General features: G+C 65.5%; 19 protein-coding genes and 5 tRNA genes. 12 read left to right on the plus strand and 12 right to left on the minus strand.

Features of this window, described 5'->3' with window-relative positions; all coding sequences use genetic code 11:
- Positions 1 to 16 precede the first annotated feature (16 nt).
- The 3 genes from ACQPZ2_RS13080 (at position 17) to ACQPZ2_RS13090 (ending at position 5,219) form a co-directional block, all read left to right on the plus strand.
- Positions 17 to 643, plus strand: coding sequence for a TIGR03085 family metal-binding protein (locus tag ACQPZ2_RS13080; RefSeq protein WP_433525766.1), 627 nt, complete (start codon positions 17 to 19; stop codon positions 641 to 643).
- Positions 644 to 869: 226 nt separating this feature from the next.
- Positions 870 to 3,455, plus strand: coding sequence for a DNA translocase FtsK (locus ACQPZ2_RS13085; protein ID WP_433525767.1), 2,586 nt, complete (start codon positions 870 to 872; stop codon positions 3,453 to 3,455).
- Between the two features lie 69 nt (positions 3,456 to 3,524).
- The gene (locus ACQPZ2_RS13090) at positions 3,525 to 5,219 is read left to right on the plus strand and encodes a carbamoyltransferase N-terminal domain-containing protein (protein WP_433527414.1); all 1,695 of its coding nucleotides are present in this window, start codon (positions 3,525 to 3,527) and stop codon (positions 5,217 to 5,219) included.
- Positions 5,220 to 5,439: 220 nt separating this feature from the next.
- Here ACQPZ2_RS13090 and ACQPZ2_RS13095 read toward each other — a convergent pair whose 3' ends face one another.
- The 9 genes from ACQPZ2_RS13095 to ACQPZ2_RS13135 form a co-directional block, all read right to left on the minus strand.
- Complete coding sequence (locus tag ACQPZ2_RS13095) at positions 5,440 to 5,799, minus strand: hypothetical protein (protein WP_433525768.1); 360 nt, start codon at positions 5,797 to 5,799, stop codon at positions 5,440 to 5,442.
- A gap of 176 nt (positions 5,800 to 5,975) precedes the next feature.
- Positions 5,976 to 6,551 carry a hypothetical protein gene (locus ACQPZ2_RS13100; protein ID WP_433525769.1) on the minus strand — a complete coding sequence of 192 codons (576 nt, stop codon included), beginning with the start codon at positions 6,549 to 6,551 and terminating at the stop codon, positions 5,976 to 5,978.
- A gap of 153 nt (positions 6,552 to 6,704) precedes the next feature.
- Positions 6,705 to 6,779, minus strand: a tRNA-Lys gene (locus ACQPZ2_RS13105).
- 4 nt (positions 6,780 to 6,783) lie between these two features.
- Positions 6,784 to 6,856 (minus strand) — tRNA-Arg (locus ACQPZ2_RS13110).
- A gap of 23 nt (positions 6,857 to 6,879) precedes the next feature.
- Positions 6,880 to 6,956: transfer RNA gene (locus ACQPZ2_RS13115), tRNA-Leu, on the minus strand.
- 7 nt (positions 6,957 to 6,963) lie between these two features.
- A tRNA-Arg gene (locus ACQPZ2_RS13120) sits at positions 6,964 to 7,039 on the minus strand.
- A 77-nt stretch (positions 7,040 to 7,116) separates the two neighbouring features.
- A tRNA-Trp gene (locus tag ACQPZ2_RS13125) sits at positions 7,117 to 7,192 on the minus strand.
- Positions 7,193 to 7,469: 277 nt separating this feature from the next.
- Positions 7,470 to 7,658, minus strand: coding sequence for a hypothetical protein (locus tag ACQPZ2_RS13130; RefSeq protein ID WP_433525770.1), 189 nt, complete (start codon positions 7,656 to 7,658; stop codon positions 7,470 to 7,472).
- The gene (locus tag ACQPZ2_RS13135) at positions 7,655 to 7,813 is read right to left on the minus strand and encodes a hypothetical protein (protein ID WP_433525771.1); all 159 of its coding nucleotides are present in this window, start codon (positions 7,811 to 7,813) and stop codon (positions 7,655 to 7,657) included. The genes ACQPZ2_RS13130 and ACQPZ2_RS13135 overlap by 4 nt, the downstream gene beginning before the upstream one ends.
- Positions 7,814 to 8,075: 262 nt before the next feature.
- Between ACQPZ2_RS13135 and ACQPZ2_RS13140 the strand changes: the two genes are divergently transcribed.
- The gene (locus ACQPZ2_RS13140) at positions 8,076 to 9,077 is read left to right on the plus strand and encodes a TerC family protein (RefSeq protein ID WP_433525772.1); all 1,002 of its coding nucleotides are present in this window, start codon (positions 8,076 to 8,078) and stop codon (positions 9,075 to 9,077) included.
- On the opposite strand, the gene ACQPZ2_RS13145 is transcribed toward ACQPZ2_RS13140, so the two are convergent.
- The 3 genes from ACQPZ2_RS13145 to ACQPZ2_RS13155 form a co-directional block, all read right to left on the minus strand.
- Positions 9,074 to 9,613 (minus strand): hypothetical protein, encoded by a 540-nt coding sequence (locus ACQPZ2_RS13145; RefSeq protein WP_433525773.1) that lies wholly within the window; start codon positions 9,611 to 9,613, stop codon positions 9,074 to 9,076. The two genes, ACQPZ2_RS13140 and ACQPZ2_RS13145, sit on opposite strands and share 4 nt — an antisense overlap.
- A gap of 114 nt (positions 9,614 to 9,727) precedes the next feature.
- A complete protein-coding gene (locus tag ACQPZ2_RS13150) occupies positions 9,728 to 10,012 on the minus strand; it encodes a YciI family protein (RefSeq protein ID WP_433525774.1) in 285 nt (94 codons plus the stop codon).
- Positions 10,013 to 10,028: 16 nt separating this feature from the next.
- Entirely contained in the window at positions 10,029 to 10,595 is a 567-nt protein-coding gene (locus ACQPZ2_RS13155; RefSeq protein WP_433525775.1) for an amino-acid N-acetyltransferase, read from the minus strand.
- A 311-nt stretch (positions 10,596 to 10,906) separates the two neighbouring features.
- On the opposite strand from ACQPZ2_RS13155, the gene pgsA reads away from it, so the two are divergent.
- The 8 genes from pgsA (at position 10,907) to ACQPZ2_RS13195 (ending at position 16,473) form a co-directional block, all read left to right on the plus strand.
- Positions 10,907 to 11,563, plus strand: a complete 657-nt coding sequence (gene pgsA / locus ACQPZ2_RS13160; protein ID WP_433525776.1) for a CDP-diacylglycerol--glycerol-3-phosphate 3-phosphatidyltransferase — start codon at positions 10,907 to 10,909, stop codon at positions 11,561 to 11,563.
- Entirely contained in the window at positions 11,560 to 12,054 is a 495-nt protein-coding gene (locus tag ACQPZ2_RS13165; RefSeq protein ID WP_433525777.1) for a CinA family protein, read from the plus strand. Before pgsA ends, ACQPZ2_RS13165 begins: the two co-directional genes overlap by 4 nt.
- Before the next feature lie 129 nt (positions 12,055 to 12,183).
- On the plus strand, positions 12,184 to 12,621 hold the full coding sequence (locus ACQPZ2_RS13170; RefSeq protein WP_433525778.1) for a helix-turn-helix domain-containing protein: 438 nt from the start codon (positions 12,184 to 12,186) through the stop codon (positions 12,619 to 12,621).
- Positions 12,622 to 12,823: 202 nt separating this feature from the next.
- Positions 12,824 to 13,657, plus strand: coding sequence for a PspA/IM30 family protein (locus tag ACQPZ2_RS13175; protein WP_063044552.1), 834 nt, complete (start codon positions 12,824 to 12,826; stop codon positions 13,655 to 13,657).
- Positions 13,658 to 13,823: 166 nt separating this feature from the next.
- On the plus strand, positions 13,824 to 14,714 hold the full coding sequence (gene pspM / locus ACQPZ2_RS13180) for a phage shock envelope stress response protein PspM (RefSeq protein ID WP_433525779.1): 891 nt from the start codon (positions 13,824 to 13,826) through the stop codon (positions 14,712 to 14,714).
- 676 nt (positions 14,715 to 15,390) lie between these two features.
- Complete coding sequence (locus ACQPZ2_RS13185) at positions 15,391 to 15,522, plus strand: hypothetical protein (RefSeq protein ID WP_433525780.1); 132 nt, start codon at positions 15,391 to 15,393, stop codon at positions 15,520 to 15,522.
- Positions 15,523 to 15,679: 157 nt separating this feature from the next.
- On the plus strand, positions 15,680 to 16,129 hold the full coding sequence (locus tag ACQPZ2_RS13190; RefSeq protein WP_433525781.1) for an SRPBCC family protein: 450 nt from the start codon (positions 15,680 to 15,682) through the stop codon (positions 16,127 to 16,129).
- The gene (locus tag ACQPZ2_RS13195) at positions 16,126 to 16,473 is read left to right on the plus strand and encodes an ArsR/SmtB family transcription factor (RefSeq protein ID WP_387296643.1); all 348 of its coding nucleotides are present in this window, start codon (positions 16,126 to 16,128) and stop codon (positions 16,471 to 16,473) included. The genes ACQPZ2_RS13190 and ACQPZ2_RS13195 overlap by 4 nt, the downstream gene beginning before the upstream one ends.
- The last annotated feature ends 27 nt before the right edge of the window (positions 16,474 to 16,500 follow it).

Raw genomic sequence — 16,500 nt, forward strand, 5'->3', positions numbered from 1 at the left:
CCGATATGTTCGGCAGATGAGCATGGCGCAACGGGAACGTCGGGCACTGGTGGACACGATGTCCGCGGTGGGGCCGGACGCGCCCACGCTGTGCGGCAGCTGGACGGTGCGAGATCTGGCCGCGCACTTGGTAGTTCGGGAACGCCGCCCGGACGCGTCGCCCGGCATCATGCTGAATTCGTTCGCCGGATATCTGGAGTCGGTGCAGGCCAAGGCGGCGCGGCGGCCATTCCCGGAACTGCTGGCGGATGTGCGCTCCGGCCCGCCGTGGTGGTCACCGCTCAAACCGTTCGATGCCTTCGTCAATCTGACCGAGATGTTCGTCCATCACGAGGACGTACGCCGCGGCGAACCCGGCTGGGAGCCGCGTGACTTCTCCGCCGCCGAGGAGGACAAGCTGTGGTCGGCGCTGCGTCGCATGGGCCGGATGGCCTACCGCAAAGCGCCGGTCACCGTCGAACTGGCCACCCCCGACGGCAGGCGGGCCGTGGTGCATACGAAGTCCGGAACGGCGCAGGTGACACTGACCGGCAAGCCCTCGGAACTGCTGCTGCACGCCTTCGGCCGCGATGAGGTCCGGATCGAAACCGCGGGTGATCCGGCGGATGTGCGGGCTGTCCTCGAGGCAGATCGCTCTTTGTAATCAGGGCCGACACGCCAAGAACGACCGATTTCGTGACGGCTGATTTCGTACGCACATGGGTAACTCATCGGATACGCCCAAAAGCCGCCTAGCTCTTTACTTCCGGCCCGGTCGGGTACTCCGGTGGCACTCACGACCGGCAAAATACTCGGGGAGGCGGGGGAGAGACGTGCGATACGTGTGTGGTTGATGGTCTGGATGGGGCGTTTGCGGCTAGCCTGAGTCCATGGCAGGTAAGTCCCGCAGCTCCACGACCACTCGTGCGCGGGCGGGATCGGCTCGGGGGAGGACCACGGCGGCATCTCGTTCGGGCCAGGCTCGCACCACCGCTCAACGCCGCTCGCCCGCACCGCGCGCCCGCACCACACCGGCGCGCCGCCCGGTCCGTCGCAAGTCCGATACCGCACCGCTCGCGGTCATCAGCCGCGGCATCAGCAGCGGCTGGAATATGCTCGCGCGCGGACTCGGCGCCACCACCAGGGCCGTGAGCCGGGCGGGCGAAATCGAACACGGGCATCGCCGCGACGGTATCGCACTGGCCCTCATCGCCCTCAGCGCGGTGATCGCGGCCGCGGTATGGCTCTCGGCGGGCGGCCCGATCGGGCACTGGGTCGAGGAGGCGATTCGTGCGGTGTCCGGGTCGGCATCGGCCGGATTGCCGTTCGTGGCCACCGGAATCGCCATTGTCCTGATGCGGACCGAGGCACGTCCGGAGATCCGCCCGCGGCTGGTACTCGGCGGATTGCTGATCGGACTGCCGGTCCTGGGCCTCTGGCATATCGCCGCCGGATCGCCGACCGATGCGCACGGGCGTTCGCGCGCAGCGGGTTTCGTCGGATTCGTGGTCGGCGGCCCGCTGACCAGCGGGCTCACCGCCTGGCTTTCGGTGCCGATTCTGTTGCTGGCCATCATTTTCGGTGTGCTGCTGGTAACCGGAACCACTGTGCGCGAGGTACCGCAGCGGTTGCGCGAGTACTTCGGCACCGGCAGCGGCGGCGACGAATACGGTGACTACGACGGCGAATCCGATTTCGATCCGGCCAATTACGATGCCGACGGATTCCCGCTGCATCGCAGTAGCAAGTCGAAACGGCGCGGTCGCACCCCGGAGGAGAACTACCCGCCCGACGAATTCGGCGGCTCCGATGCGGTCACCGAGGTCATGGGCGAACCGCCGCTGCGCGATGCGAAACCGATTGCGACCGAGGCGGCGCCCGAAGAGAAGCCCAAGCCGAAGAAGCGCGCACCGAAGGTCGAGGACCAGACCCCACCGCCGCCGAAGCAACTGGAGTTCATCAACGACCGTGAGGTCGAGGGTGATTACACCCTCCCGCCATTGACGCTGCTCACCGACGGCGATCCGCCCAAGAAACGCAGTGCCGCCAATGAGTCGATGATCGAGGCGATCACCGAGGTGCTGGTGCAGTTCAAGATCGACGCGGCGGTCACCGGTTTCGTGCGCGGCCCGACGGTCACCCGGTACGAGGTGGAACTCGGGCCCGGCGTGAAGGTCGAGAAGATCACCGCGCTGGCCCGCAATATCGCCTATGCCGTTGCCACCGAGAATGTTCGGCTGCTGGCCCCGATTCCGGGTAAGTCCGCCGTCGGTATCGAGGTGCCCAACTCCGATCGCGAACTGGTGCGCCTGGCCGATGTGCTCAAGGCCCCATCGACCCGAAATGACCACCACCCATTGGTGATCGGGCTCGGCAAGAATATCGAGGGCGATTTCGTCTCGGCGAATCTCGCGAAAATGCCGCATCTGCTGGTCGCGGGTTCGACCGGTTCCGGTAAGTCGAGTTTCGTGAACTCGATGCTGGTATCGCTGCTGGCGCGCTCGACTCCGGACGAGGTCCGGATGATCCTCATCGACCCCAAGATGGTGGAACTCACTCCGTACGAGGGCATTCCGCACCTCATCACCCCCATCATCACCCAGCCGAAGAAGGCCGCCGCCGCGCTGGCCTGGCTGGTGGAGGAGATGGAACAGCGCTACCAGGACATGCAGGCCAATAAGGTGCGCCACATCGACGACTTCAACAAGAAGGTCAAGTCGGGTGCCATTACCGCCCCGCTGGGCAGCGAACGGGTCTATCGGCCCTATCCGTACATTCTCGCCATCGTCGACGAGCTCGCCGACCTCATGATGACCGCGCCGCGCGATGTCGAGGACGCGATCGTGCGCATCACCCAAAAGGCCCGCGCCGCAGGCATCCACCTGGTACTTGCGACGCAGCGCCCCTCGGTGGACGTGGTCACCGGTCTGATCAAGACCAATGTGCCGTCCCGATTGGCCTTCGCCACCTCGTCACTGACGGATTCACGAGTCATCCTGGATCAGCCCGGCGCGGAAAAGCTGATCGGTATGGGTGACGGGCTGTTCCTGCCGATGGGCGCGAACAAGCCGACCCGGCTGCAGGGCGCGTTCATCTCCGATGAGGAGATCCACGGGGTCGTCGACTTCACCAAGAACCAGGCCGAACCCGAATACCAGGAGGGCGTCACCGCCGCCAAGGCCGGTGAGAAGAAGGATGTCGATCCCGATATCGGCGACGATCTGGATGTCTTCGTCCAGGCCGTGGAACTGGTCGTCACTTCACAATTCGGCTCGACCTCCATGCTGCAGCGCAAGCTGCGCGTCGGCTTCGCCAAGGCCGGTCGCCTGATGGATCTGATGGAAACCCGCGGTGTCGTCGGCCCCAGCGAGGGGTCGAAGGCGCGCGATGTGCTCATCAAACCCGACGAGCTCGAGGGGCTGCTGTGGATGATCCGCGGCGGCGGGGACGCGGAGCCGGGTACCGGGGAAGAGTGAAAATGCCTCGGCGGCAACTATTCTCACCGTCGGTGGGGCGCGGTGTCGTCGGTACAGTGGCGCGACGTGATGATCTGCGGAATCAAAGTGTCGCACGACGGCGGTGTCGCGATTGTCGAGGACGACCGGTTGGTGTTCAGCATCGAGATGGAGAAGCTGGACAACGGACTCCGGTACAGCCCGCTGGGTGATCTCGACCGGGTCGCCGAGATCTTGCGCTCGGAGGGGTTGCGGCCCGCCGATGTCGACCGGTTCGTCGTCGATGGCTGGTTCGCGAATGGTGCAGTGCCGGACACGGATTCGACGGAGCCCACGAGCATTGCGACGCTATCCGGTGGTCGTCCGATCGAACTCGCGGTCGCGCCGTATCAGGATCGGCCGGGACACACGGTTCCGCTCGCGCGGCATCGCTTCCATGCGCACGGATTCGGTTCCGCCGCTGCGGAATACGTCAGCTATCACCATGTGGACCAGCACATCATGGGTGGCTACTGCACGAGTCCGTTCGCGGAGCGCGGGGAGGATGCGCTCGTGCTGGTCTGGGACGGCGGGACTGTCGCGCGGGTTTACCACGTCGCGGCGGCGGCTCGAAAGGTCCGCTCGGTCGCGGTCGTGCTGCCGATCGTCGGCAACAGTTTCACGTACTTCAGCGCGCGTTTCGAGCCGTTCATTCCGAATGTCGAGGGTCGGTCGCGGGATCGGATTCTGCGTCAGCACCTGGCCATTCCGGGTAAGGCCATGGCCTATGCCGGGCTCGGCACCGTGATGGAGTCGGTGTATCCGGTATTCGACGAGATCATCGCGGCCGCCGAACCTCGGGCATCGCAAGATGCGGCCCGGCTGGTCGGGGCTAAGGTAGCGGCCGATCGCGGCGAGCTGTTTCCCGGATTGTCCGAGGCCGATCTCATCGCCACTTTCCAGGGCTATCTGGGGGATCGGTTGGCGCGAGGACTGAATTCACTTGTGCGCCAGCATCCTTCGTTGCCGTCGAAGCTGGTGGTTACCGGGGGATGCGCGCTCAACATCAAGTGGAACTCGCTGCTGCGGGCGCAGGGGATTGTCGAGGAGATCTGGATTCCGCCGTTTCCCAACGACTCCGGCGCGGCCATCGGCGCCGCGTGCTGTGAAATGTTCCGAAAGGGGCATAGTCCGGCATTGCGGTGGGATGTGTACTCCGGTCCGCGGGTCGGTGTCTGTGGTGTGCCGGACAACTGGCGCAGGCGGCCCTGTGACGAGTCGGGGGTGGCCGAGTTGCTGCACCGGGAAGGTGAGCCGGTGGTGGTGCTGTCGGGTCGTGCGGAGATCGGTCCGCGGGCGCTCGGCAATCGCAGCATCCTCGCGCCCGCAACGGATTCGGCGACGAAGGACCTTCTCAATGACATCAAGAACCGGGCCGCCTATCGGCCGGTCGCGCCGGTGTGTCTGACCGAGCGGGCAGCGGAGGTCTTCCAGCCCGGCGGTCGCGATCCGTACATGCTCTTCGAGCACCGGACCCGTCCGGAGTGGACCGATCGCATTCCCGCTGTGCTGCATGTGGACGGTACCGCGCGGTTGCAGACCATCGATGCCTCGGCCAATTGCGCGACCGCGCGGATTCTGGCGTCGTACGAGGCAATCAGTGGGATTCCGGTGTTGTGCAATACGAGCGCGAATTTCGAAGGGCGCGGATTCTTTCCGGATGTGGCCGCCGCGGCCCGATGGGCCGGCACTCGATACATCTGGTCCGAAGGATATCTCTACACGAATCAGACCTTCGGGGGATGACCGGCACAGCCCGGCCGGGATCTCCGGCCGGACCGCGCTCGGGTCAGCAGCGGTTCGACGGAACCTGCGGCATGTCGACCTGTCCTTGCGATGCGAACATCGCGGCGATCATATTCAACAGTGCGTCCACGGAACTACCTCCTCTCGGTCGTCGTTCGACCCCGGACCCGACGGGAGCCGGGCGTGCCCGAACGGCTGGGCTTCGTGGGCGGTGTGGCGCCTACTGCTCGTCGAGATCGACCAACTTGCAGACACACAGGGTCACGGTGTGCGCGAGAATGCCGCCGAAATAGCTCTTGCAGAACTCCGCGTAGCCGATCGGATCGCACTGGTGCGCGTGCCAGGCCGAATCGACCTCGAGGTCGTCGGGCAGGTAGTTGCCCTGCATGCCGCTGGCCCGGAAACGCTCCAGCGACCGCTGATAGCGGGTGACCCGGTCCTTGATCTGCGCTTCGGTCAGCGCCGTGGAGCCCGGCCAGAACAGGTGGCCCCACCGCAGGTTCTCCTCGAGGTGCGTGGTGTCGAATTCGGCAGGGGGGACATCGATTTCGGTCGACACCGGGGCGGTCGTAGTCGTCATAGCCTGGTTCCTCGATTCGCTGAGAACTCACCGTGTCGGCCAACAAGGCTCCAGAAGTGCTGGAGAACTACGAGTTTCGGCAACCGCCCGAACAGTGTCAACGATCACACCGTCCCCAGCCTTGGGGGTCGGTGAAGTCGAAACTAGTTGTGCTGCAAAAGGTTTGCTTTACTCTGTCAGAGGTCGGCGGGGAAGTCGTAATGGTCGGGCACCGTCGGCGTCATCGCGCGGGTGCCGACTACCAGCGCGACTTCGTCATGTGGCGCAAAGCGATACGATCCCGGATCTCCGGGAAACCGGGTGCCGTTGATATAGAGCTGGACGGTCTCGACGGGTGTGAGGTGAATCGGGCCGACCTGGTCGCCGGTGAGCGGCTGGCCCCACTGGGTGAAGAACTGCCCGAGGGTGAAGGGGATGTCCTCCTCCGACTCGAGGTGCAGGATCCCGGTCGCATCATGGGTGTGCATGGGCGAACCCATTCGCCTGGCGTCGTCGATGCCGACCAGGGCCGGAACGACGACCGGCTGTCCGTACACGATGACATCGAGATGCGCGTGATAGTGGTACGTCGTCGACATCGTGCTCAGCAGCGGCAGACCAGCGGCGTGCACGGCGGCGGCGGTATCCGTCGGCAGGTCCCACCTCGGTTGCAGCAATGCCGAACCGGACGGCGGCGCAGCCAGTGCGGTGGTGCCGACCGGACCGGCCAGAGTGACCAGCGCGGCGACGAGAAGTGAAGAGGCAATTCGCATTTCACGACACTATGCACGAGGGGACGCTTGACTCGTGCGTCCTTCCCATCGGTGACGACGCGGTGCGGTGGTAGCTCATCGTGGAGTCGAACCACGCGGCAGGGCCTTATGAGAGCCCCGGGGCGAACCTGCATGAGCCTGGGTCGGTGTGCGCTGGAGTGCCAGGATTCGAACCTGAACCGGCGGAGTCAAAAAGTCCGTCGTGCTAGCCGTTTACACCACACTCCATCGGTGCGCTCGGAAGGATTCGAACCTCCATCCGCCTGAGTCGTATTCAGGTGCTCCGTCCGTTGAGCTACGAGCGCTGATCCACGCAAACCGCGCGGACTGGTTCCCTCGGCGAGATTCGAACTCGCACCGTCCGGATTCTAAGTCCGGTGCCTCTGCCAATTGGGCTACGAGGGAATGGTTTTGGTACCCGTGGGTGGGATCGAACCACCGACCTGCACCGTCGGAGGATGCCGCTCTGTCCACTGAGCTACACGGGTTCAAAACTGGTATGCAGCAGGGTTGTTCATATCCAGTAATACGAAATGCCTACTGTCGTATATTCACTGTGAAGTTATGGCGCGGATGGAGGGACTCGAACCCCCAGCCGACGACTTTGGAGATCGTCGCTCTTCCAGTTGAGCTACATCCGCTGGACAGAAAAAGGGCCGCTCCGTGGCGAGTATTTCGCCGGGAGCGGCCCCTGCTCAGGCCTTCTCGAATCGAGACCTCAGGGGCGGCTCCGCATACTCGCCTGTTGCAGCTGCGACATCGGCCGCCGGGTGCCGGAACGCAATTGCCAGGCACCGGCGAGGGAGCGTAGTCCCTGGTCCTGGGTGCTGGTCATTGCCTTTGCCTTTCGTGGTTCCGATTATCGATCGATTACGTTATGGATAACGCTAACACCGACCGACGCGATGAGGAACCCATTTATTCCCCACCGGCGAGTTGTCGGCGTGCCCGCGGTGTGTAAGTCGGTGGAAGACGTTCCGGATGCTCGCCGAGCCGCCACTCGCCATTCGCCTCGCGCACCATCTGTCCGGGCAATGCCTTCCGGGGAACGCTGCGGTGCTCCACCAGTCCGGTGATCGTCATGCCGTGATCGAGAAGCGCGGTCACCACACCACCGAGTCCTCGTTCCACTCGTGCGTCGTGAACTGTGTGAATTCCGTATCGGCCTCGACATAAGTCGTTCCAGACGAAAACACGGTGAGCTCAGGCATTTCGAAGTAGGGATAGCCGACAGTCGTTCGGCCGGTGCGGGTTTCGTCCATGGACCGCGGCTGGCGACTGCTTGCAGGTCGCTCGAAAGGGTCGGCATCCGCGCAGTCGCGCGATGCGGCGTGCGTTGGCACGCGCTCGTCTCAATTCGCTCTGTTCGGGATGCGGTAGTAGTCGGTCATGCTCGCGAGGGTGACATGTCGGCCGCCGGACCCGCATGTGAAATTATGGTCAGCAACTCTTCCGCTAGCTCGACAGAACGGACAAATCGGGCATGATTGCTGTCATGAAGCGCGTTTACGCCCCGGAGCCCGCATGCAGGTAACCGCACTCGAATGGACCCTGACGATCGTGGTGATACTGGGTCTGTTCGTCTTCGACTTCTTCGCCCATGTCCGCACGCCACACGATCCGACCTTCAAGGAATCCGGTTCCTGGTCGGCGATCTACATCGGCCTGGCCCTGGCCTTCGGTGGATTCGTCGCCTGGAAGTGGGGCTCGACCTTCGCGGGCGAGTACTACGCGGGCTTCGTCACCGAGAAGGCCCTCTCGGTGGACAACCTGTTCATCTTCGTCATCATCATGTCGAGCTTCGCGGTGCCGCGGATCTACCAGCAGAAGGTGCTGCTGATCGGCATTGTGCTGGCGCTGGTCATGCGGGGTGTGTTCATCGCCGTCGGTGCGGCGGCGATCAGCGCGTTCAGCTGGGTGTTCTATCTGTTCGGCCTGTTCCTGGTCTATACCGCCGTGAAACTGTTGCGTGAGAGCGGACACGAGGTCGAGCAGGAGGAAAAGCGCGACAGCCGGATCGTGGCGCTGGCCAAACGGGTGCTCCCGACCACCGACGAATACGACGGCGACAAACTGCTCACCCGGATCGACGGGCGGCGCGTGATCACCCCGTTGTTGTTGGCGTTGTTGGCAATCGGCTTCGCGGATCTGCTGTTCGCGCTGGACTCCATCCCCGCCATCTACGGCCTGACCGAGCAGCCCTACATCGTGTTCACCGCGAATGCCTTCGCACTCATGGGTTTACGGCAGCTGTATTTCCTCATCGGCGGCCTGCTGGATCGCCTGGTCTACCTGTCCTACGGCCTTTCGGCGATTCTCGCGTTCATCGGCGTCAAACTGGTGCTGCACGCATTGCACGAGAACACCTTGCCTTTCGTCAACGGTGGTCGGCACGTCAAGGTACCGGAGATTTCCACGCCGGTCTCGCTGAGCGTGATCATCGGGATTCTGCTCATCGCGACCGTCGCGAGCCTGATCAAAACCCGCGGCGCGGCCCGGTCCGCCGAGAGCCGGGTAGCCGATTAGAAGACCCGGTTGTTTTCCGGCGTGATCTCGAAGCCGCGCCCGGTCGCGTCATTGCGGCAGGTCACCCCGACAGGCTGGGCCAGGCAGGTGAAGCCGGCCACGCTCAGGCTCGACCCGACCGGCAGCACCGGTGCGTCGGCATCCGCTCCGGATGTGGTTCCGACGAAGTAACCACGGTTCACGCAGAGATATCCGGCGCTCTCGCCGACGGCCAATGCGGCCGCGCTCGGGTCGATACCCCAGCAGGCCTGCATTGCCGGTGGAGTGGGCTGGGTCGTGCCCTGGCAGCCCACCGGTCGTTTCGGCTGTCCGAACGGCTCATCGAGGAAGCCGCATGCGATGCCGCCGTCCGCGGTCCGGAAGTAGTAGCCGTCGGCGGCGCGGTACATCGACTCGTCGACCGAACCCGGTCGTAGCAATGGACGATCCCCGACCGTCAAGTTTGCCGTGGTGTCGAAATCGGCGGCCGTCGAGCAGATGGTGAGTGCGAGGCCTGCGACCGACATCGACGCGAAAATCGCGACGGATATGCGCATACGGGGGAGTCTGCGTCGGCAGGCGCGGATTCTTCCGCACCTGGCACGGCGTGTCGCCGTAAGTTTGCTGACTGCCGAGTGTCGAGCGGCGACACGCGGCGGTCAGCCGGACGGTCAGGAAGCGAATGTGCCCATCACCGGCAGCCACTCGACCGCCCGTACCTCGTCGATGAGGTTCTCGCGGGCGAACGGATCCTGCGGCAGCAGTTTCTCGAGGTCCGCCTCGTCAGCGACCTGGAACAGCAGCAGTGCGCCGGAACCGTCCGGGTAGGGACCGCTGGTCAGCAGCGAACCCGCATCGATCAGGCCGTTGAGCCAGGCCCGATGTTCCGGGCGGAAGCTGTCGCGCGCCTCGACGGTGGCATCGGAGTAGGTGTAGTGCACGGCGAAGATGGGCACGATCGATCCGTTCTGGTCAGAGGTTCAGCAGCATTCGAGTATTGCCGAGGGTGTTCGGTTTCACATAGCTGAGGTCGAGGAATTCCGCGACACCCGGATCGAAAGTCCGGCACATCTCCGCGTACACCTCGGCGGTCACCGGAGTGCCGTCGATTTCCACGAATCCGTGCCTGCCGAAGAAGTCCACCTCGAAGGTGAGTACGAACAGCCGTCCGAGCTCGAGTTCCCTGGCCACCGTGACCAGCCGTTCCACGATGAGCCGACCGACACCATGCCCCTTGACATCGGGATGCACCGCGACCGTGCGCACCTCGCCGAGGTCCGCCCACAGCACATGCAGTGCACCGCAGCCGACCACCCGGCCGTCGAGTTCGGCCACCCAGAATTCCTGCACCGCCTCGTACAGTGTGACCAGGTTCTTTTCCAGCAGGATCCGACCGGCGTATTCATCGACGAGGTTCTTGATCTGGGGCACATCGGAGGTTCGGGCGCGTCGCACGACGGGGACAGATTTGTTCGCGGCAGGTGCCGCGCCCGGATACGCGTCGCTGGTCGAACCACCTAGTGGTCCCCGAGAGGTCATGTGGTGCACAGTAGTCGGCCCGGTTACCGATACTCTGAACGTGTGCCGCACATCCACCCGCTCCGCTCACCGCATCGCGTCGGCATGCGTCCGAGCCTCGTCGCGGTGGGTGTTGTGGTCTGTGCGCCGGGTTCTTACGCCAGCGAGGCGGAGGCCGTGAGGGAGCGTAGCGAGCGAACCATGTCACAGCCGTGCACGCACGCGCCGGAGCTGAGTGCCAGCGAGGCGGAGGCCGTGAGGGAGCGTAGCGAGCGAACCATGTCACAGCCGTGCACGCACGCGCCGGAGCCGAGCGCCAGCGAGGCGGAGGCGTGAGCGTGCAGCCCGAAGAGATCGATCGACGCTGGGTCGAACCCGCGGTCCGCGCCGGATTCCCACCCGCCCAGGCCGATCCCGTCGTTCCGCTGATGAATATCGCGAATGTGCTCACCATGCTGCGGATCGCGCTGGTGCCGCTGTTCGTGCTGGCGCTGTTCGCGGGCGGCGGCCACCAGACCGGCTGGCGGATCGCGGCCGCCGCGCTGTTCGGCATCGCCGCGATCACCGATCGCTTCGACGGGCAATTGGCACGCAAATACGGTCTGGTCACCGATTTCGGCAAACTCGCCGATCCCATCGCGGATAAGGCGCTGATCGGTTCCGCGGTGATCGGACTTTCGATACTCGGCGATCTGCCGTGGTGGATCACCCTGGTCATCTGTGGTCGCGAGATCGGGATCACGCTGCTGCGGCTGGTGGTGGTGCGGCGCGGCGTGATTCCGGCCGGACGCGGCGGCAAGTTGAAGACGCTGGTGCAGTCCGTCGCGATCGCGGTACTGCTGTTGCCGCTGCACGGCGGATTCGCCACCGCCGGTATGACATTGATGTATGTGGCCGTCGCGCTGACGGTCATCACCGGCCTCGACTATGTGGGGCAGGCGGCGCGGGTGTGGCTCGCGGGAGGTACGGGCCGGACACGCGGCGCATGACCGATCCGCTGACAACCGGAGCGCCCGTCGTCGAATTGGTGCGCGAGCTGGGTGTCGCCCGGCAGACCGTGGCGACCGCCGAATCGCTGACCGCGGGCCTGCTCGCGGCGACCATCGCCGGGGTGCCGGGTGCCAGTGCGGTGCTACGTGGCGGGCTGGTCGTCTACGCGACGGAACTCAAACACAGCCTGGCCGGTGTCAGTGACGAAGTGCTCGCGACCGAGGGACCGGTCGCCGCGAGCACTGCCGAAGAGTTGGCCGTCGGTGCGCGGCTGCGCTGCGGCGCGGACTGGGGTATCGGATTGACCGGGGTAGCCGGACCCGAATCTCAGGGCGGACATGCCGTCGGCACTGTCTTCCTCGGACTGGCCGGGCCCAGGCATACCGAGGTCATGCGGCTGAAACTGGACGGCGACCGGTGGGCGATCCGAATCGGCGCTACGCACAGCGCGGTACGGGAGTTGCGTCGTATCGTGGGAGGCGGCCACTAGGTGCTGCCGCGCCTGGTTTGCCACCGTGGGAACCAACCGGGCCCTGTTCGACGTTGTGCCAGAAAGGACGGCGTGCGCAGCGCTGGTAGGCGCCCGCGGACCCGGTTACTGGGAGCTAAGGAGAACGACATGACGCTGCTGCGAGAGGCGATCGGGGACAGTCTGCGGCGTGCTCGTCTCGCCCAGAGCCGGACCCTGCGTGAGGTCTCTACCTCGGCGCGCGTGAGCCTGGGATATCTGTCGGAAGTCGAGCGGGGCCGTAAAGAGGCCTCCAGCGAACTGCTCGCCGCCATCTGCGCGGCTTTGGATGTGCCGCTGTCGCGGGTGCTCTGGGATGTGAGCACGATCATGGCAGGCGCCGACGGTCTGCCCGCCGACGCGCCCGCTCAGACCGCCGATGCACCCGAGGCGGAGCGGACCGCCGCGGCCGAACCCGCCGAGGCCGCCGCGGAGCCCGCGACCGCCACGATGTCGGTGGCCGGCGCCCGGCCGCAGATCGCCGAGGACACCCGGATCGTCATTCCGGCCCCGCGGGCCGACATGCTGGTCCTGGTGAAAAGCAACTGATCAATAGACGAGAGGTGGCGTCCGCGGCCGACGCTGCGAACCGGTGCCGAAAGCGGATAGATTCTGTTCTAGGCGTCAGTTGGGCCGGGTTCGCCCGGCCCGGGTGCCACATGGTGGAGGATAGGCACATATCGGGTGCGTGACGGTCGCGCACTAGAGTCGCGGTGAAGCGCGGCGCATCTTATGGAGGCGGGATCAATCGATGGCTAATCCGTTCGTCAAGGCCTGGAAGTACATGATGGCCCTCTTCGATTCGAAGATCGAGGAGCATGCGGATCCGAAGGTCCAGATTCAGCAGGCTATCGAGGAAGCTCAGCGTCAGCATCAGGCCCTCTCGCAGCAGGCCGCGTCGGTCATCGGCAACCAGCGTCAGCTGGAGATGAAGCTGAACCGTCAGCTCGACGATGTCGAGAAGCTCAATGCCAATGCGCGCCAGGCCGTCATGCTGGCCGATCAGGCCGCCGCGGCCGGCGATACCGAGAAGGCGATCCAGTACACCAACGCCGCCGAGGCCTTCGCCGCGCAGTTGGTCACCGCCGAGCAGGCCGTCGAGGACCTCAAGGTGCTGCACGACCAGTCGCTGCAGGCGGCCGCGCAAGCCAAGAAGGCGGTCGAGCAGAACGCGATGCTGTTGCAGCAGAAGGTCGCCGAGCGCACCAAACTGCTCAGCCAGCTGGAGCAGGCCAAGATGCAGGAGCAGGTCTCGGCATCGCTGCAGCGGATGGATTCGACGCTGTCCGCGCCCGGCACGACGCCGAGCCTGGATGCCGTGCGTGAGAAGATCGAGCGCCGCTACGCGAATGCGCTGGGCGCCGCCGAACTCGCGGGCAATTCGGTGCAGGGCCGGATGCTCGAGGTACAGCAGGCCAGCATTCAGATGGCCGGACACAGCAAGCTGGAGCAGATCCGCGCCTCGATGCGCGGCGATGCGCTGCCCGCAGGCGGAGCGACTCCGGCGATCAATCCGGGTGCCGCGCAGGCGAATCCGGCACAGCCGCAGCCGCAGATGAACAAGGGCCAGACCGCGCAGCAGTAGCCCGTCGTTCGAAATACATACGGCGTTCGAATAAATACAGTTCGGCGAGGACTGGTTCGGTGGAAGACATGGCACGGGTACCTGGCGGGTCGGCCGTCGGTCATGCTCGGGCCCTGCCTGTCCGGCCACCGCGGGTCGCGCCGAACGCGTGCCCTGGAGGAGACCGATGAGCCCGCAGGGACCTCGCGAACAAGGTAGGAGTGGTCGTCGTCGCGGTGCCGCGCTTGTGCGCGCACAGGCGGCACTCGCACCGCAGCCGGGGAGCCTGCCCGACAGTCTGCGCGAGGTGGGCGAACATGCGCTGGTCGCGGTGCGGCGCTGGGCGGATCCGCGCGAGCGGGAGTTGCGCAAGCGCCGCAGGGCCCGCCGCCGCAGCTTCCAACTGGGCACGGTCGGCGGTCTCACCACCGCGGGAACCGTTGGGCTGATGGTGCTTTCGGCACCGGTATGGGCGGTTGTCGTGGTCGGCGGAGGAGCGGTGGCGCTGGTCACCGGTACCGCGCTCAGTGCCCGCCGCTACCTCCAATTGCGCAGCTCACCGCTACCGCAGGCAGCTTTCGTGCCGCGCAAACAGCCACCCCCGTGGTCATCCGCGCGCGGGCCTATTTCCCGCCTGGTTCGGGCGGAGAAGGCGCTACACGGCCTCGGCACGCAGATCGCCCGCTCGAACCGGCTACCCGAGGACGAGCTCGCCGACATGATCGAAACCGCAGGTTCGGGTGCTGCCGCGCTGCACGCGCTGGCCGCCGACATCACCGCGATGGAACAGGCACTCGGCGCCATGGGGCGCTCGAAATCCGTTGCCGCCGTTGGCCTCACCGAGAATATGCAATTCGCACTCGGCCGCCTCGACAGCGGGGTCGCCGAGTACGAACAGGTAGTCGCGGCGGCGGGGCGGATTCTCGCGGTACCCGAAAGTGCGGTGCTGCGGCATAACTTCGACACCATCGTCGCCGATCTGCGCGACGCGGCCGATCGCCTGGACGGGTGGGCGCAGGCCCTCACCGAGGTGGCCGATCAGCACGCCCCCACTTCACTTCCGCCGCAGGGGAACTAACCAGCGGCTCATGCCGTGCCGGGCCGAGGTGCCCGGCAGGAGAAGACCCTCAGTCGCACCGCAGCTGGTCAGATGGTCACTGAGCGCTGGTGGAGGCAAATACCGAGAAGGGCCCGCCGCCATGCATTCTCGTGGGCTCGGTGTGCTGTGGGGCTAGGTGGTTGGGCTGATGGGCGGGTGGTCCACCATCGTGAGGTGACCGGCTTGGGGTCGGTCGGCCCGATGTCACCGCCGCGGTTCTCACGGCCCGGCTGCGCCTGCATTCCGCCGCCAACCTGGCGCTGCTGGACGAGTACCCTGACCATCTGCGGGCGCTGTCGAGCATCATCGCGAACGGGTACCCGAGCGACCCGCAGACATTCGGCCTGGCCGAGCAGCTCGCCGATTTCGGCCGAATCCAAGCGGAGCGCATCCGAGAAGCGCAGCGGGCCGGGGTATTTCGGGATTTCGACCCCACGTCATGGTCATCGCCATGCGGGGCGCGCTCGGGCTGTGGGTGCTGGCCCCCTGTTAACCTCGCATCCCTTCATGCGCAGTGCCGCCCGCACGATCGTGACAGTCAAGATCGGCGAGGAAGGCTATCGGCAGTGGGATGCCCGCTGGGACAACGACTCTCGATTTCGCAGCCAGCTGCGGGTACTGACCGCGGTCTGGGCTTCGTCCTCGACGCCGTGGTGTGGGGCGTGTTCGCCTACCCCTCCCGGTCGATTCGGTGCCGCTGGTGAGCACGCTGCAGTGGCTTGTCGTCCTCGGTGGGCTCTTCGTGTTCCATTACGCCTACGGCACCAAACACGGGTTGAAGGTCTGAGTCGCCACCGAAACCCCGGCTGACCACGCGTGCTGGTTTGGCCGGGGCTTTGTGCTGTCGGCACGCGGCCCGAGCCCTATATGCAACCAATGGTTGCGCGATGAGCTGTGGTCGGCTACCGTGATGTGCAACCAAACGTTGCAGATGGAGGAAGAGTATGGAGTACGGCAGCATCGAGCGCGAGATCCACGTCGACGCCTCACCCGAAGTTGTCTTCGAGGTGGTCAGCAGCCCGGAACACATCTCGGAATGGTGGTCCGACGCGGCCGATTTCGAGGCCACTCCCGGCGCGGTCGGTGAACTGGTCTTCGGCGACCGGGAACATGTCGCCCCGATCACAGTGGTGACCGTCGAGCGGCCGCGGCTGTTCTCGTTCCGCTGGTGCTATCCGGAGGGCTCGGCGGACCTCGCCGACTCGCTGCTGGTCACTTTCGAGCTCACCCCGGCGGGCGCGGGCACCAGGATTCGCCTCACCGAGACCGGGTTCCGTGAGATGGGTTGGGAGGCTGCGAAGTTGGAGGAGGTCTACCAAGACCACAGCGCCGGTTGGGACAGGTTCGTTCCGCAACTCGGCGAGTACATCGCGCGGCTGGTGTCGACCCCGTGACCGCTACCGTCGACGACGACCTGTGGTCCGCGGTCGGGGATCCGACCCGTCGGCGGATGCTCGACCTGCTCCTGGCGGCCGGCGATGGCACGGCCACCAGTCTCAGCGAGCAGCTGCCCGTGACACGGCAGGCCATCGCGAAGCATCTGGGCGTGCTCGACCGCGTCGGCCTGGTGCACGCCACGCCCGCGGGGCGGGAACGGAGGTATCGGGTGGATGAGGCGCAACTTGCCCGCGCGGTCGCGCAGTTGTCCTCGGTCGGGGCGGCGTGGGACGCCAGGCTCCGGCGCATCAAGCGGATCGCCGAGGCGATTCAACGCACAAAAGATCAGCAGCAGAAGTGAAAATCCGACACTGGAAAGAGGATTCGA

Origin of the sequence: Nocardia pseudovaccinii (genome assembly GCF_050942345.1) — a bacterium.
Taxonomy (GTDB): domain Bacteria; phylum Actinomycetota; class Actinomycetes; order Mycobacteriales; family Mycobacteriaceae; genus Nocardia; species Nocardia pseudovaccinii.